Raw genomic sequence first — 15,092 nt, forward strand, 5'->3', positions numbered from 1 at the left:
GTTTCGAGTGACTGTTCCGACCGTTTCAGTCGGATTAACGGAACGTTCGCCGGCCAACCGAGGGCCGACGAGGGCGACACGGTACGGCGGTTGTCTCGTCTCTCCGGAGCGACCCGTCGAGAGGCGGCGGCCGAGCGGTCGCGGACGGCGACGAACGACATCGAGAAGCGATAGACCCGTCTGTGAACCCTGGTGGCGACTGTCGATACCGACGCCCCGGGGCAGCAGAAAATACAATATTTGAGAATATTCGTGCCAAATTGACTGTCAGAATAGTTGTAAAAATGTTCAATAAACAGATAAACAAAACATTATGCACTAGCAGAGTCGACAGATAAAGAACAAACACATGCCAGTCAAACGCGTCTCGGGGGTCGGATGGACGCTCGTCGCGGCGTTACTCGTCGTCGCGGTCGCCGTCTCACCGGTCGTCGTCGCCGCGGATGGCGTCGAGGTGCGTGCGGTCGACCACGGCGGCCCGGGCGTCGTCGCGACCGAGAACGGCCGGCCGTACGTCGCCTCGTGGCAACCCTCGACGGTTTCGGTGACCGTCGCGGGAGACGGCAACGACACCGAGGTCTGCTTGCAGACCGACCGCGACGACGGCTCGACGATGCTGTTGGGGTGCGAACCGCTCAGAAGCGAGGGGGCGAACGCGACCGGCGAACGGCGCGTCGGCTTCGAGTTCGCAGCGTGGCCGGCGAACGCGACCGGCGAGCGCACCGTAACAGCGGTCGTCAGACCCGGCGACGGCGGCGAGCCGGTCGCGCAGGCGAGTCACGGCGTCACGGTGCTCGCGCCGGCCGGCGACGCCGACGGCGACAACCTCGGCAACCGGGACGAACTCGACCGCGGCACGGACGTGCTCGTCGCTGACACCGACACCGACGGCGTACCCGACGGCGAGGAGGTCAACCGCTACGAGACCGACCCGACGAGCACGGACACCGACGGCGACGACCTCAGCGACGGCGTCGAAATCAACGAGCAGGGGAGCAACCCGACCGAGACCGACACCGACGGTGACGGACTCGACGACGGCGCGGAGGTGACGACCCACGGCACGGACCCGACGACCGCCGACACCGACGGCGACGGCCTCGACGACGGACCCGAGGTCAACCGCTACGAGACCGACCCGACGAGCACGGACACCGACGGCGACGGTCTCGACGACGGACCCGAGGTCAACGTCCACGAGACGAGCCCCACCGCCGCCGACACCGACGGCGACGGCCTCGAAGACGGCCCCGAAGTCAACCGATACGAGACGAATCCGACCGAGGCGGACACCGACGGCGACGGCCTCGACGACGGGCGCGAAGTCACCGTCATCGGGACCGACCCGAACCGCGGCGACACCGACGGCGACGGCCGCGGCGACGGTGCTGAGGTCGAAGCGGGGACTGACCCGAACGCCGCGCCGGGGGCGGTCGTCGGGTCGCTGGAACTCGGCGGCGAGGGCTGGCTGCTCGTCCTCGCGGTCGCGGCCATCGCGGTCGCCCTGCTCGTCGTCGGCGTGCGAGTCCGCGACAGCGACGCGCGAGCGAGGCTGTCCGACGTTCGCGCCCGCGCGGCGGACCACGTCGACGGCCGAGGAGACGGAGCGTCGGCGGACGGGTTCCAGACTGGCGGAAGCGACGGTGCGGCGCGTGCGCAGTCGGCCGCCAACAGTTCCCCCGCCGACGGTTCCCCCGGCGCCGAGGAACTCCTCGACGACGAGACACGCGTCCTCAGGCTCCTCGACGACAACGGCGGCCAACTCCGGCAGTCGAAAGTCGTCGAGGGCACGGAGTGGTCGAAATCGAAGGTGAGCCGCGTTCTCTCGCGGATGGCCGACGAGGGCACCGTCGCGAAGATAAATCTCGGCCGAGAGAACCTCATCGCCCGCCCGGAGAACGTCCCCGAACACGCCCGGTCGCCGTTCGACGAGTCCTGAGCGGGCGACGCGGCGGCCGGGACGACCCGGCCCGCGAGTTGGAATCCCGAACCGCGGACGGAGTTGGAACATACCAACCAAGAATATAGGCCTCGGGGAACTAGGGAAGACTCATGCGAGAATTCGTCTTCACCGTCGAGTACGAGCGGGGTGCCGACGAGGTGATGGACCTCTTCATCGAGAACCCGGACTTACACTCCAAGACCATGGCGATACACGCCACGAGCGAGTCGATGTGGCGGCTCGACCGCCTCACCGGGCCGACGGAGGCGCTCGAAGCGTTCGACGAGGTCATCGAGCAGGCCACCCGGTGCAACGGCGTCCTCGGGATGTGCGGCGCGCCGGTCGTCGAGTGGGAGTACGAGGTGCTGTCGGAGACGCCCAACGGGCGCATCGTCTACTCCTGCCGCGAGGAGGGCGACGGGATTCAGTCGATTCCCCACGTCGCCGCGAAGCACATCGGCGACGGTCTCCTGATGCAGGCCGAGCGCCGAGGGTCCCAAAACCAGTGGCGACTGCTCATCTCCGACGACGATACGGTGAGCGAGATTTACGAGGAGGTCAAAGACAGCCTCAGCGACGGCCTCTCGCTGAGCGTCCAGCGCATCAGCGAACCCGAGTGCTGGCTCGAAGAGGGCGTTTCCGCCGACGGCCTCCCGCCGGAACAGCAGGCCGCGCTCGAAGCCGCCGTCGAGTTCGGCTACTACGAGACGCCGCGCCAGCACACCGTCCAAGAAATCTCGGAGGAACTCGACATTCCGAACTCGACGCTCCAGTACCGCCTGACCCGCGCCGAGGCGTGGCTGGCCCGGCAGTTCGTCACCGGCACGCTCGGCACCGAAGTCGAGGACCGCGTCGACCCCGAACAGCTCGAAGCGAGCGCCTGACCGGCGACTCCCGGGCCGGACGCTCGACGAGGGGCGGCCGCAGAACGGTTGGAACATGCCAACCACACCCTGATACGCCGCGGACGCGTACGTCGATGCGTGGGAAAGGACACTTTCAGCGACATCACCGGCCTGCCGGACGACCTCGGAATCGGCGACGACCTCGCGCGGGCGGACCAGCGCGCGTCGATTCGCGTCGACACCCGACGGTACGGCAAGCCCGTGACGGTGGTCGACGGTCTCGACCTCCCGGCCGACGAACTGGACGCCCTCGCGTCGACGTTGAAGCGACGGCTCGCGGTCGGCGGGACCGTGACCGACGGGCGCATCGAACTGCAGGGCGAACACGGCGAGCGCCTCGAAGCCGCGCTCCGCGACGAGGGCTTCGGCGTCGAGCGCTGAGCGTGCTGTCGTGATTCGATAGCTCTCGCGGCCGAAAGGGGCGGATAACTGACGCGGCAACCGACGTGCGAGCGGCCGGTGTCTCCCGGTCGCGTATCCCGGGAACGAACGTATTTGGTATATTCCAAACGAGAGCCCATTACTCTGGGTCCGGAATACAGAGGTACTCAATGGACACGAAACACGTCGACTGGCGTTCGATGCGAGACGAGTCGGCACCGGCGGCGGGACACGAGGCCCGACAGTCCGGCGACGAGCGCGACGAGGGCGAGACCGAGACCGAATCGGCCGAGGCGGCGGTCGCGGAGCGGACCGACCTCGTCTACGACGAGCAGCACGGCGAGTGGGTCGACCCCGAGACGGGCGAAATTCTCCGCGAGGATGAAATCGACCGCGGCCCCGAATGGCGCGCGTTCGACGCCGCGGAGCGCGACCAGAAATCCCGCGTCGGGTCGCCGACGACGACGATGATGCACGACAAGGGGCTGTCGACTAACATCGGCTGGCAGAACAAAGACGCCTACGGCAACTCCCTGTCGACGGGCCAGCGCCAGAAGATGCAGCGCCTCCGGACGTGGAACGAGCGGTTCCGCACCCGCGACTCCAAAGAGCGGAACCTCAAGCAGGCGCTCGGCGAGGTCGAGCGGATGGGCTCGGCGCTCGGGCTTCCGGACACCGTCCGCGAGACCGCCTCGGTCATCTACCGCCGCGCGCTCGACGACGACCTGCTGCCGGGTCGTTCCATCGAGGGCGTCGCCACCGCCGCAATCTACGCCGCCGCTCGGCAGGCCGGCGTCCCGCGCTCCCTCGACGAGGTGCGGCGCGTCTCCCGCGTCGACAAGATGGAACTCACCCGGACGTACCGCTACGTCTCCCGCGAACTGGGACTCGACATGAAGCCGGCCGACCCGGCGCAGTACCTCCCGCGGTTCGTCTCCGAACTCGACGTGAGCGACGACGTGGAGCGCCGCGCCCGGTCGCTCCTCGACAACGCGAAGCGGCAGGGCATCCACAGCGGCAAGAGCCCCGTCGGACTCGCGGCGGCGGCCATCTACGCCGGCGCGCTCCTCGCCGACGAGGAACTGACGCAGTCCGAGGTGAGCGACGTGACCGACATCAGCGAAGTGACCATCAGAAACCGCTACCGCGAACTCCTCGAGGCGACCCAGAAATCGGGCGAAAGGGCCGTCGGGTCGACCGCCTAAGCGGACGTTTCGAGCGCGAGAAGACGCTTCTTTCTTCGATTCGCGTCGTTTTCAGACGACTCGTTCGGACTGTTCGACCCGTTCGACCCATTCAGACTGTGCGGGTTCGACCGCGGGCGACGCGCGCCGTTCTCACGCCGTCAGCGGTTGCACGAACACGACGACGACGCGCGAGCCGAACTGCCGCGACCCGGCAGCGCGTCGCGGACGCGGTTAGCGAGTGCGCCCGCGGTTTCGCGGACTCCCCCCTCGGCGCTCGATTCGGCGCGTCGTTCCCGGTAGTCGAAGTAGAGCGCCGTCGGGAGGAGAAGCGAGGCGTACGCGCCGCTGACGGCGACGGCGATCTGCATCGGATGGTCTGCGGGGATGACCGCCCAGCCGACCGCGATGAGCCCCCACAGCGCGATTCCCTGCCGAATGGTCGGACACCATCGATTCGTGCGCGCCGACTGCGACTGCACGTCGGCGGCGGCGTCCATACCGGCGTCATCGCTCGATTCGGACGCCGGGCGGTCCGTTCGATGGGACTCGGCTCGCGCATCGTCGGATAGCGCGGAGGCGTGACGGAACGTTCGTTCGGACATAGAATGGTATCGGCGGCTACGGTTCCGAACCTAATGTGGTCTCGTTTGGAATATACCAACCACGAGGGCAGAGCCGGCGTTCGGACCCGCGGGTCAGACGCTCGCGCCGTCCACCGGTTCCGCGAACGCGACGGTCTGTTTCACGTCGGTGACTTCGACCTCGACGCGGTCGCCGGGTTCCGTGCCGGGGACGATGATGACGAAGCCGCGTTCGACCTTCGCGATGCCGTCGCCTTGGTCACCGAGCGTGTCGATGATGACGGACCGAACGTCGCCCTCCGCGACGGGCGGTTGTCGCGGCTGGGAGTGCGCTCCGCGGGGTCCAGACGCGGTGTCGGCGGCGGATTCCCGAGCGGGGTCCGAATCGATGTCACGGTCGTCAGCGGTCGTCGTCGCCGTCGCCGCCGTCGTCGCCGCCGTCGATTCGACAGCGGCCTCGGTCGCCGACGCGGCGTGCGGACTCGAAAGCAGCGCGACGCGGTACAGTTCCTCCGTCGAAATCGACCCGTTTTCGACGAGTTCGGTCGGAATCGACACCACGTAACGGTCGCCGTCTCGCTCGACCGACGTCTCGAAAAGGAGCCGAAGAGAATCTGAGATATCAGTCACTACCGCTACTTCGACTCAAACAAAATAAAAGGTGGTGAAAGTGACTACCGTTTCGGTCGCCGAGACACGATAGAATCCCCCGGAAATCCGATTCGACCCGACCGGAATCGTTCCCGAAGACACATGTCAAACCAATGTGAACTATCGGGCATGGCACGCGACACACTCGTTTCGTGGCAGACGTTCGCGCTGTTCGTCCTGTTTCCGCCGGCGGCGCTCGTCGCCCTCGTGTTCTTTCCCCTGACGCTGCTCGTCTTCGGGTGGCTGTACTACCGCGGCAAGTACGAGTCGATACAGGAATCCGACGGCGAGCAGACGGCCGTGGAGCCGAGCGACGCCGCTCGGTGAGTACGCATCCGCGGGCGCGAACGTGGCCGGGCGGCCGCCCGAGGGGTCGGCCGTCCCACACACGGCCGAGCACTTCTCGCCGGGAAGACGAATGTCGACGAGACAACGGATTTTTGAGTTCGTCAACAAAGTATCGGTGTATGGTTTACGAGACTGGGAACCCGACTGTCGACGACGCGGTGCGGCGGGTGCTCGACGGCGACGAACTCGACCGGACCGACGGGATAGCGCTCATCGCGCAGCCGGTCGAGGCGCTCGCGGCGGGGGCCGACTACGTCCGTTCCGTTCGCTCGGACGGGACCGTCGACGCCTGTTCCATCGTTAACGCCAAGGCCGGCGATTGCGCCGAGGACTGCGGTTTCTGCGCGCAGTCGGCGCACTTCGACACCGGCATCGAGACGCACGGCTTTCTCGGGCCGGAGGCGGTGTTAGACGCCGCGCGGCGCGCCGAACGCGACGGCGCACAGCGGTTCGGCATCGTCGTCGCCGAGAAGGGCGTCTCGAAGGAGCGCCGCCCCGACGAGTGGGCGGAGGTGCTGGCGGCGATTCGCCTCGTTCGCGACGAGACGAGCGTCGAAATCGACGCCTCGCTCGGCCTGCTCACCGAGGAGGAGGCGCGAATCCTCTCTGCGGAGGGTGTGAACCACTACAACCACAACATCGAAACCTCACCGCGATACTTCGACGAGGTAGTCGGAACCCACGACTTCGAGGACCGACTCGTGACGCTCCGGCGGGCGAAAGACGCCGGGATGGACCTCTGTGCCGGCGTCATCCTCGGAATGGGCGAGACGCCGGCGGACCGGGTCGACGCCGCTCTCGAACTCCAGAAAGTCGGCGTCGAGTCGCTCCCGGTGAACGTGCTCAACCCCGTCCCCGGCACGCCGCTCGGCGACGCCGACCACGCCGACATCACGACGACGGAACTCGTCAAGACCGTCGCAGTCTACCGACTGCTCCACCCCGACGCGCGCGTCCGTTTGACCGGCGGGCGGGAAGTGAATCTCGCGCCCGACGAGCAACACCTGCCGTTCGAGGCCGGCGCGGACGGCGTCCTCACCGGCGATTACCTGACGACCGACGGCCAGTCGCCCGCGGCCGATATCGAGGTCGTCGAGCGGGCGGGGCTCGAACCGAACCGCGCGGTCAACGACTTCGACGTGGACGCGGTCAAGCGCCGGGAGTCCAGAGACGACTGAGCGGTGTGGCCGAATCGGACCATCACCGGAGGACGCGCCGCTCACCCGAGGAGGCTGTGCCGAGACAGGAGCGAGATGTCCTGCCGGTGGAGCGCTCGGTTTGACGCGACGACGTCCGTATTTTATACATCAATCAGAGCAGTATTGGGCACACCATAGAACAACATATGTCTAATTATCTTGCTTATAATAGTAAAATTTAAACTATATGTTCGGATATGTCCCGGTACATGCCTGAAAATGGCCCTGGCGGCGAGCGAGCCGAAACGACGAACCGAGCTATCGGACGCACAACCAGTCGGCGCGGATTCCTCGCAACGGCGGGGGCCGTCGGCGTCGCGGGACTCGCGGGCTGTTCCGGCGGTGGGGGCGACTCACCGACCGGGACCGAGGGCGGAAGCGGGAGCACCGAACAGTCGGGAACGACGGCCGGGACATCCGGCGCGCAGGACGTGACCGTCTCGTTTTGGCACATCTTCGGCGGCGAACTCGGCCAGACGCTGGGAGACATGGCCGCCGAGTTCTCACGGCAGAACGACGGAATCACCATCGAGGCGGTCAACAACGGCGGCTACCGGCAGAACCTCAACCAGTCGTTGCAGGCGTCGCGGGCCGGCGACCCGCCGGGTATCGTCCAGATATTCGAGGTCGGGACGCGACTCGCGCTCGACAGCGGCTCGTTCACGCCGGTCGAGGAGATTCTGCCGGAAGACGAAATCGACTTCGACGACTTCCTGCCGTCAGTCTTGAACTACTACCGCATGGATGGGACGCTGAACTCGATGCCGTTCAACTCCTCGAACACCATCATGCTCTACAACAAGACCGCGTTCGAGGCGGCCGGACTCGACCCCGAAAGCCCACCGCGGAGCCTCGCGGAGGTCCGGCAGGCCGCACAGACCATCGTCGACCAGACCGACATGGAGAGCGGAATCAGCTGGCCGAACCACACCTGGATGCAGGTCGAACAGCAGTTCGCCAAACAGGACCAAGTGCTCGTGAACCAAGAGAACGGCCGCAACGGACGACCCGACCAGACGTTCTTCAACTCCGAGGCGGGGCGCAGCGTCTACTCCTGGTGGAAGGGGATGGCCCAAGACGGCCTCTATCTCAACCCCGGCATCGAGGCGTGGGGCGAAGCGCGGCAGGCGTTCCTCACCGGGAAGGTGCCGATGCTGTGGGACTCCACGTCCAACATCGTCTCGATGCAGTCCGGCGCGAAGGAGAACGGTTTCGAACTCGGCTCCGGCTACCTGCCGACGCCCGACGGCGCGAACACCGGCGTCGTCATCGGCGGGGGGTCGCTGTGGGTGCCCGACGCCCTCTCCGACGAGAAAAAGCGGGCCGCGGGAGAGTTCATCGGCTACGTCACCCAGACCGAACAGCAGGCGCGCTGGCACCGCAACAGCGGCTACTTCCCGGTCCGACAGAGCTCCATCGACCGGCTCACGGACGACGGCTGGTTCGAGAACAACCCCAACTTCAGCACGGCGTTCGACCAGCTACAAGACACCGAAGACACGCCCGCGACTCGCGGCGCGGTGATGGGCGTGTTCCCCAAGACTCGGTCGATTAACGAGGAGATATCGGTCAGCATCATCAACGACCAACTCGGCGTCGAGGAGGGACTGTCGCGGATGGACACGCAGGTCAGCGAGGCGCTCGCCGGGTACAACGGCAACTACGACGGGAGCCAGTAGGCTCCCCCGACACGTCAGTCACATGTCTACTGCCACAAAACCGTACGATTCGACGCTGCAGGCGGCGCTGTTGTTGCTCCCGACAGCGGCGGTACTCGTCGCGTTCCTGTACTACCCCGCGCTCGAAACGTTCCGCCTCAGCCTCTACGAGACGCTGTTTCTCGGACAGCGACAGACGTGGACCGGGCTCGGGAACTTCGTCACCCTGCTCACCTCGGGCACCTACCAGTACAGCTTCTTCATCACGGTCGCGTTCGCGGCGGTCGTCGTCTTCGGGACGCTCGGCGTCTCGCTGCTGATCGGCTACCTGATATTCTCCGTCGACGTTCGGTCGTCCGTCTATCTCGTCGCCGCGATTTGGCCGTACGCGCTCCCGCCGGCGGTCGCCGCGATTCTCCTGAACTTCATTCTCCACCCGAACCTCGGCATCTTCACCCACTACCTCGAACTCCTGACGCCGCTCACCTTGGACTGGTTCAACGACGGCCCGCAGGCGTTCGCCATCCTCGCGGTCGTCGCCGTCTGGAAACAGCTCGGCTACAACATCATCTTCATCGTCGCCGCGCTGAACAACATCCCAGAGATACTGACCGAAAACGCCCGCCTCGACGGCGTCGGTCGGGTCAGGATGCTGTACAAGGTGTACGTGCCGATGATTGCGCCGACGATGACGTTCCTCGTCGTCATGAACACGATATACGCGTTCTTCTCGACGTTCCCGCTCGTCGACCTGATGACGAGCGGCGGGCCGAGCGACGCCACGAACTTCCTGATATTCAAGCTCTACCGCGACGCCTTCCAGTTCAACAGCCTCGGGCTGGCGTCCGCGCAGTCCGTGATTCTGTTCGTCGTCGTCTCGGTGCTGATGTACGTCCAGCTTCGGTTCGCGTCGGGCTACGGGCGGTACGGAGGATAACGAGATGGCCACAGAAACAGACACAACGACGTTCGACGCGGGAAGACTCGCGCACCGACTGCCGGACGACGCGCTGCTGCACGGCGGCATCGTCTTCTCGATTCTCCTGATGGCGTCGCCGCTGTTGCTCGCGATTATCATGAGCACGCAGTCGACATCGGAGGTGTATCAGGTGACGAACCTCGGCCTCGGGTCGAAGGGGCTGTCGAACTACTCGGACGCGCTCGTGAACTACGACTTCAGCACGTACATGCTGAACTCGTTGGTGATGAGCGTCGTCGTCGTCGTCGGGAAAGTCACGCTCTCGCTTTTCGCGGCGCTCGCGCTCGTCTACTACCGCTTCCCGTACGAGCGGGCGGTGTTCATGTTCATCCTGCTGACGCTGTTGTTGCCGGTGCCGGTTCGAATCGTCCCGCTGTTCCAGTTGATGGCCGACCTCGGGTGGACGAACTCCCTGTTGGCGTTGACCGGGCCGTACATCGCGAGCGCGACGGCCGTGTTCCTCTTTCGCCAGCAGTTCATGGGAATCCCGGCCTCGCTCGTCGAGGTCGCGCGCCTCGACGGCGTCGGCCCGCTCACCTTCCTGTTCAGGGTGCTCGTCCCGATGTCGAGAGGGATGATCGCCGGGGTGTGCGTTATCACGTTCATCTACACGTGGAACCAGTTCCTCTGGCCGCTGGTCGTCGTGACCGACAAGAGCAGTCAGGTCGTCCAAGTGGGGATTCGGTACCTCCAGGGCTCCGCGCAGGCGGGGCTGACGCAGTGGGGGCTCATCATGGCCGGCGCGGTCCTCGCGTTGCTCCCGCCGCTCGCGGTGCTCGTCGTGCTGCACCGACCGCTCCTGCGAACGCTCACCATCCAACAGAAATAGCGAACTCACCATGTCAGACATCACGATTCAGAACCTACGGAAGACGTACGACGACGTGCGCGCCGTGAAGGGCATCGACCTCGACATCGACGACGGGGAGTTCCTCGTCGTCGTCGGCCCCTCGGGGTGCGGGAAATCCACGACGCTCCGGATGCTCGCCGGCCTCGAATCGGTGACGGACGGCTCCATCGCCATCGGCGACCGCGTCGTCAACGAGGTGCCGCCGAAGGACCGGAGCATCGCGATGGTGTTTCAGAACTACGCGCTGTACCCCCACATGACGGCGGCCGAGAACATGAAGTTCGGCATGAAATCGGCCAGCGACTTCTCCGCCGACGAAATCGAACGGCGCGTCGAAGACGCCACCGAGACGCTCGGTATCGCGCACCTCCGCGACCGGAAACCGAAGGAGCTCTCCGGCGGGGAGCGACAGCGGGTCGCCATCGGCCGGGCGCTCGTCCGCGAGCCGGACGTGTTCCTGATGGACGAGCCGCTTTCGAACCTCGACGCGAAGCTCCGGGTGCAGATGCGCGCCGAGCTGCTCAAACTCCACCGCGACCTCGATACGACGACCGTCTACGTCACCCACGACCAGACGGAGGCGATGACGCTCGGCGACAGAGTCGCCGTGCTCGAAGACGGGAAACTCCAGCAGGTCGCGCCGCCGCAGGAACTGTACGACTACCCGACGAACCGGTTCGTCGCCGGTTTCGTCGGCGAGCCCGCGATGAACTTCGTTCCCGTGGCGGTCCGGCGGCAGAGGGGCGAACACGTCGCCGAAGCGCCGGGACTCTCGCTCACGCTCCCCGCCGGTTCCGGACTGGACGACGTGGACGACGACGGTCTCACGCTCGGCGTCAGACCCGAAGACGTGTCTCTCGTCTCGAACACCGCCGGGGCGTCGGAGTCGTTCACCGCCGAGGTGACGGTCACCGAACCGCTCGGCGAACTCCTGCTTCTGCACTGTCGCCTCGGCGACGAGGAGATTCGGGTCAAAGTCGAGCCGCGAAGCCGAATCGCGGCCGGAGACACCGTCGAACTCGCCGTCGATACGAACCGCCTGCACCTGTTCGACGCGGACGGCGACGCCGTCTACCACTCGTCGGTTCCCGAGCGGGCGACCGAGAGCGTCGTAGCCGACTGACGAGGCGAGCGGCGAGCGGCGAGCGGCGAAGCGAGCGCGGGGCGCGTCGCTACCGCCCGTCGAACGCCTCGGGCGACAGGTCGAATCCCGCCCGCTCCTCGTCGGTGAGTTCTTCGAGGACGCTCGTGCCGGACCCCGGCTTCGAGTCCCACGACCAGTCCTCGTGGAGGCGGAGGCGGCCGTCTTCCAGTCGCTCGATGCGGTCCGTCGAGTGCCCGGTCGCGGTCGTCCCGTCGTCGGTGACGTGGGAGTATCGGAAGTCGAGCGTGTCGCCGCGGTGGAGGCCGACGAGGTGGCCCAGCCTGACGGTTCCGCCGCGGTACGTCGCGTGAAGCAGGTCGTCGGACTGGTCGAACCAGAAGTAGGTGTCGCCGCCGACGTCGCCGCCCTCGGCGTTGGCGACCGATTTGAAGACGCGCCCGTCGAGCGACGGCGCGTGAGATTCGGACATAGTCCGTGTGCGAGGCGGACCGTTATGAGTGGTCCGCCGAGAACTGCGAGCGGCCGACTTCCCCCCGGTCGACCGCCCGTCGCGGTCCCTGCACCACCACTACCACCAGCGGTCAGTAGCTACTCCGACCTCCCGAACCGGAGTCAGAGCCGTTTTGGACCGCGTCAGTCGCCTTTTCGATGCTTTTCTTGGCTCGCTCCTCGCTCACCTTCGTCCGCTTGCCGACCTGTTTGGCGACTTCGTCTTCGTGGCCCTCTACGAGTCCGAGCAGCCGTCGAAGCTTGCTCATCACGCCCATGGCGTCGGCAGTAGCGACTCCTCGGACGAAAAGGTAGTGGCCCCGAACCGCGGAATCGACACCCGAGAGAGACGGCGGCCGGCTTCGGGTAGACGGTGAATCAACAGTCGAAAGAACGGTTTATCTATAAATCTAGTATATAATAGAGTACTGAGAGGTGTACGAGCAGGCAATCGTCTTTCTCTACGGTAGGATAGGAGTGAACGGGTCGGTCGATACGGCCCGTCCGAAGGAACCAACAGACGAAAAAAGGACTAGACGCAGTTCTCAGGCCCTCGAGGGCCGATCTTTCGATACGTGCCGGTTCGGAGCGACTCTCGCGTCGTCAGCACGAACGACGGCCTCGCGTGATGTTCGAGTCGGTAGCGCCAGTGCGGTCGATTTCGTCGGGTACAGTGATTGTGCGTCGGTTGTACTCTGGTAGCGAGGTCTCGAAACCGGCGAGTATCCGACGGCGGGCTCCGAGACGAGTGGGTCCATCGTCCGTCCTCAAAATAGGTACTAAATATAGTATTTTTTCGATATTCCCGAATTACTGTTAGTTCGTTCTGGCGTTCCTGTCGGGGCGGCGGGCCATGGTCCCAATCGGCGTCTCAGCTTCCCCGGTACGTCGTGTAGCTCCCCGGCGACAGCAACAGAGGAACGTGGTAGTGCTCGCTGGCATCGTCGATGACGAAGCGGACCGGAACCGTCTCCAAGAACGACGATTCCGTGGGGCCGTCGCGGTAGTACGGGCCGACTTCGAACAGGAGTTGGTAGGTTCCGGTCTCCATCGCGTCGCCCGACAAAAGCGGTTCATCGACCCGCCCGTCATCATTGGTCGTGCCGCGGCCGACCGTCTCCGCCTCGCCGGACGAATCCAGTTTTTGAAGCGTGACATCGACGCCGGCCGCCGGTCCCTCGCTGCTGGTGTCGAGGACGTGCGTGGTTACTCCCGCGCTCATCTTACTGCTCGTCGAGGTCGCCGCGGTCCATCGAGAACTGCTGGAAGCCGGTCGGCGCGGGCGGCTCCCGCAGGACGCTGGCGTCGCCGTCGAGGTCGTCGCGGACGCTGAGCCAGGTGCGGTTGTTCGCCTCGAACTGAACGGACGCGAGCTGCGGATAGCGCTCGAGGACGCGCAGGCCGAGTTGGTAGATGAGGTCCTGAATCGAATTCGAGTCGACCTCGTCGAAGACGACGTGAGCGATGTCGCGGACCTGCTCGGACGGCACGTACTGTTCGGGGTCCTCGCCGAGCGCGTCTTCGGGGCCGTCGTAGGTCCAGAAGATATCGAGCGAGATGTAGAGCGTTCGGTCCTCGCGCTCCGGGAGCGTCGTGTACTCGTCTTGGACGTAGCCGGTGAACGAACTCCCCTTGACCTTGACCAGTTCGAGGCCGGTGACGCCGCTCGTCTGGTCGGTGATGACCGGCTCATCGTCCTCGCGCGAAAGCGAGACGGAGCCGAAGCCGGATTCGTTGTCGGAGACGCGGAAGACGAGGTCGCTCGCCTCGAACCCGTCGCCGTCGTCGTCGGGGACGGGGAGTTCGTCGAAGCGAATCTCGTCGGCCGATACCTCGACGGCGTTCATCTGCGAGTAGGTGTCCAAGAACTCCGACCCGACGAACTCCAGGAAGCCTTCGAGCGTCGCACCGTCGTACTCGCCGGCGTGGTGGAGGATGAAGTTCTTCATCGAGTCCGTCGCCACGACCTTCGCGTTGTCGCCCTCGCTGAACGACGGCAGGAACTCCTCGCCTTCGACCTGCACGCGAACGTCGAGGCCGAACAGCACGTTGTCCCGCCCGTCGAACGACGACTCCGGAATCGTGCGAACGCCCTCCAGCGGGGTCGCGTACGTCCGGTAGACGGCGACGTTCTCCTTTCCGTAGTTCATGGTTCGCTGTTCGCCGCTGTCCGGGGCGTCACCGTCCACCGGTGACTGTTGCGCTGTCATAATTCGTCTATGAAAGGTGCATCGTTAAACAAAAATCTTTGCGTTCGCGTGACATACGCGACGCGTTTCGGCTTTGATTCAGACAGACAGTCGATTCCTATTCTGACGAGAACCGCTCCGCCAACCGGAGTTCCGCAATCGTGTGGACCTCGTCCAGCGCGGTCCGAAACTCCGCCGACTCCGAGTGGTCGATTCGCCGTTCCATCGCCGCGGCAATCGCGTCGGGAGTCTCGTCTTTCACCGCCATGACGAACGGGAAGCCGAACCGCTCGCGGTACGTCTCGTTCAACCGCTGGAACGTCTCGTACTGGCTCCGCGAGAGCGAGTCCAGCCCGGCCGACGCCTGTTCCGCCTCCGAGGCGTCGGTCATCTCGGTCCGCTCTCCGAGGTCGGGGTGCGCCCGGAGCAACTGAAGTTGCTTCTCGCGTGAGGCGTCCTCGACGGCGCGCTTCATGGCCGACCGAAGTTCGTCCACGGACGAAAACGGTCGCGACGACCGCGCCCGCTCGGCGACCCACGGCGAGTGTTCGTATATCTCCCCGAGCGCGTCCACGAACGAGTCGTCGTCGAGGCGGTTTACCTGCTGGAGCGTGAGTTCGTGCATCGT

General features: G+C 65.4%; 17 protein-coding genes. 10 read left to right on the top strand and 7 right to left on the bottom strand.

The genetic code is table 11. The features are described from left to right. Positions 1–349 precede the first annotated feature (349 nt). The 4 genes from C458_RS02295 (at position 350) to C458_RS02310 (ending at position 4,433) form a co-directional block, all read left to right on the top strand. Positions 350–1,939, top strand: coding sequence for a MarR family transcriptional regulator (locus C458_RS02295; RefSeq protein WP_008572868.1), 1,590 nt, complete (start codon positions 350–352; stop codon positions 1,937–1,939). A 113-nt stretch (positions 1,940–2,052) separates the two neighbouring features. Then, positions 2,053–2,826 (top strand): helix-turn-helix domain-containing protein, encoded by a 774-nt coding sequence (locus tag C458_RS02300; RefSeq protein ID WP_008572869.1) that lies wholly within the window; start codon positions 2,053–2,055, stop codon positions 2,824–2,826. A gap of 99 nt (positions 2,827–2,925) precedes the next feature. Beyond that, a complete protein-coding gene (yciH, locus tag C458_RS02305; protein WP_004041255.1) occupies positions 2,926–3,228 on the top strand; it encodes a stress response translation initiation inhibitor YciH in 303 nt (100 codons plus the stop codon). Positions 3,229–3,398: 170 nt separating this feature from the next. Then, the gene (locus tag C458_RS02310; protein ID WP_008572870.1) at positions 3,399–4,433 is read left to right on the top strand and encodes a transcription initiation factor IIB family protein; all 1,035 of its coding nucleotides are present in this window, start codon (positions 3,399–3,401) and stop codon (positions 4,431–4,433) included. A 140-nt stretch (positions 4,434–4,573) separates the two neighbouring features. Here C458_RS02310 and C458_RS02315 read toward each other — a convergent pair whose 3' ends face one another. Together C458_RS02315 and C458_RS02320 are read right to left on the bottom strand one after the other, a co-directional pair. Beyond that, positions 4,574–5,017, bottom strand: coding sequence for a hypothetical protein (locus C458_RS02315; RefSeq protein WP_008572871.1), 444 nt, complete (start codon positions 5,015–5,017; stop codon positions 4,574–4,576). A gap of 93 nt (positions 5,018–5,110) precedes the next feature. Then, positions 5,111–5,626: a TRAM domain-containing protein gene (locus C458_RS02320; RefSeq protein WP_008572872.1), complete on the bottom strand. Its 516-nt coding sequence runs from the start codon at positions 5,624–5,626 to the stop codon at positions 5,111–5,113. 150 nt (positions 5,627–5,776) lie between these two features. Here C458_RS02320 and C458_RS02325 point away from each other — a divergent pair, with 150 nt between their 5' ends. The 6 genes from C458_RS02325 to C458_RS02350 all read left to right on the top strand — a co-directional run bounded on the left by C458_RS02325 (position 5,777) and on the right by C458_RS02350 (position 11,804). After that, positions 5,777–5,974 (top strand): hypothetical protein, encoded by a 198-nt coding sequence (locus tag C458_RS02325; protein ID WP_008572873.1) that lies wholly within the window; start codon positions 5,777–5,779, stop codon positions 5,972–5,974. Positions 5,975–6,114: 140 nt separating this feature from the next. Next, on the top strand, positions 6,115–7,173 hold the full coding sequence (gene bioB, locus C458_RS02330) for a biotin synthase BioB (protein WP_008572874.1): 1,059 nt from the start codon (positions 6,115–6,117) through the stop codon (positions 7,171–7,173). Positions 7,174–7,391: 218 nt separating this feature from the next. Continuing rightward, on the top strand, positions 7,392–8,873 hold the full coding sequence (locus C458_RS02335) for an ABC transporter substrate-binding protein (protein WP_081603297.1): 1,482 nt from the start codon (positions 7,392–7,394) through the stop codon (positions 8,871–8,873). Between the two features lie 22 nt (positions 8,874–8,895). Continuing rightward, positions 8,896–9,789, top strand: coding sequence for a carbohydrate ABC transporter permease (locus tag C458_RS02340; RefSeq protein ID WP_008572876.1), 894 nt, complete (start codon positions 8,896–8,898; stop codon positions 9,787–9,789). A 4-nt stretch (positions 9,790–9,793) separates the two neighbouring features. Next, the gene (locus C458_RS02345) at positions 9,794–10,660 is read left to right on the top strand and encodes a carbohydrate ABC transporter permease (protein WP_008572877.1); all 867 of its coding nucleotides are present in this window, start codon (positions 9,794–9,796) and stop codon (positions 10,658–10,660) included. 10 nt (positions 10,661–10,670) lie between these two features. Next, positions 10,671–11,804, top strand: coding sequence for an ABC transporter ATP-binding protein (locus C458_RS02350; protein WP_008572878.1), 1,134 nt, complete (start codon positions 10,671–10,673; stop codon positions 11,802–11,804). A gap of 49 nt (positions 11,805–11,853) precedes the next feature. On the opposite strand, the gene C458_RS02355 is transcribed toward C458_RS02350, so the two are convergent. The 5 genes from C458_RS02355 to uraD all read right to left on the bottom strand — a co-directional run bounded on the left by C458_RS02355 (position 11,854) and on the right by uraD (position 15,089). Next, the gene (locus tag C458_RS02355) at positions 11,854–12,255 is read right to left on the bottom strand and encodes a hypothetical protein (protein WP_008572879.1); all 402 of its coding nucleotides are present in this window, start codon (positions 12,253–12,255) and stop codon (positions 11,854–11,856) included. A 112-nt stretch (positions 12,256–12,367) separates the two neighbouring features. Beyond that, positions 12,368–12,553: a hypothetical protein gene (locus C458_RS02360; protein WP_008572880.1), complete on the bottom strand. Its 186-nt coding sequence runs from the start codon at positions 12,551–12,553 to the stop codon at positions 12,368–12,370. A gap of 593 nt (positions 12,554–13,146) precedes the next feature. Further along, positions 13,147–13,497: a hydroxyisourate hydrolase gene (gene uraH, locus C458_RS02365; RefSeq protein WP_008572881.1), complete on the bottom strand. Its 351-nt coding sequence runs from the start codon at positions 13,495–13,497 to the stop codon at positions 13,147–13,149. A gap of 1 nt (position 13,498) precedes the next feature. Further along, positions 13,499–14,485 carry a factor-independent urate hydroxylase gene (gene pucL, locus C458_RS02370; RefSeq protein ID WP_008572882.1) on the bottom strand — a complete coding sequence of 329 codons (987 nt, stop codon included), beginning with the start codon at positions 14,483–14,485 and terminating at the stop codon, positions 13,499–13,501. Between the two features lie 97 nt (positions 14,486–14,582). Beyond that, positions 14,583–15,089, bottom strand: coding sequence for a 2-oxo-4-hydroxy-4-carboxy-5-ureidoimidazoline decarboxylase (uraD, locus tag C458_RS02375; protein ID WP_008572883.1), 507 nt, complete (start codon positions 15,087–15,089; stop codon positions 14,583–14,585). Between the last annotated feature and the right edge of the window lie 3 nt (positions 15,090–15,092).

This window comes from Haloferax sp. ATCC BAA-644 (genome assembly GCF_000336975.1).
Classification (GTDB): Archaea; Halobacteriota; Halobacteria; order Halobacteriales; family Haloferacaceae; genus Haloferax; species Haloferax volcanii.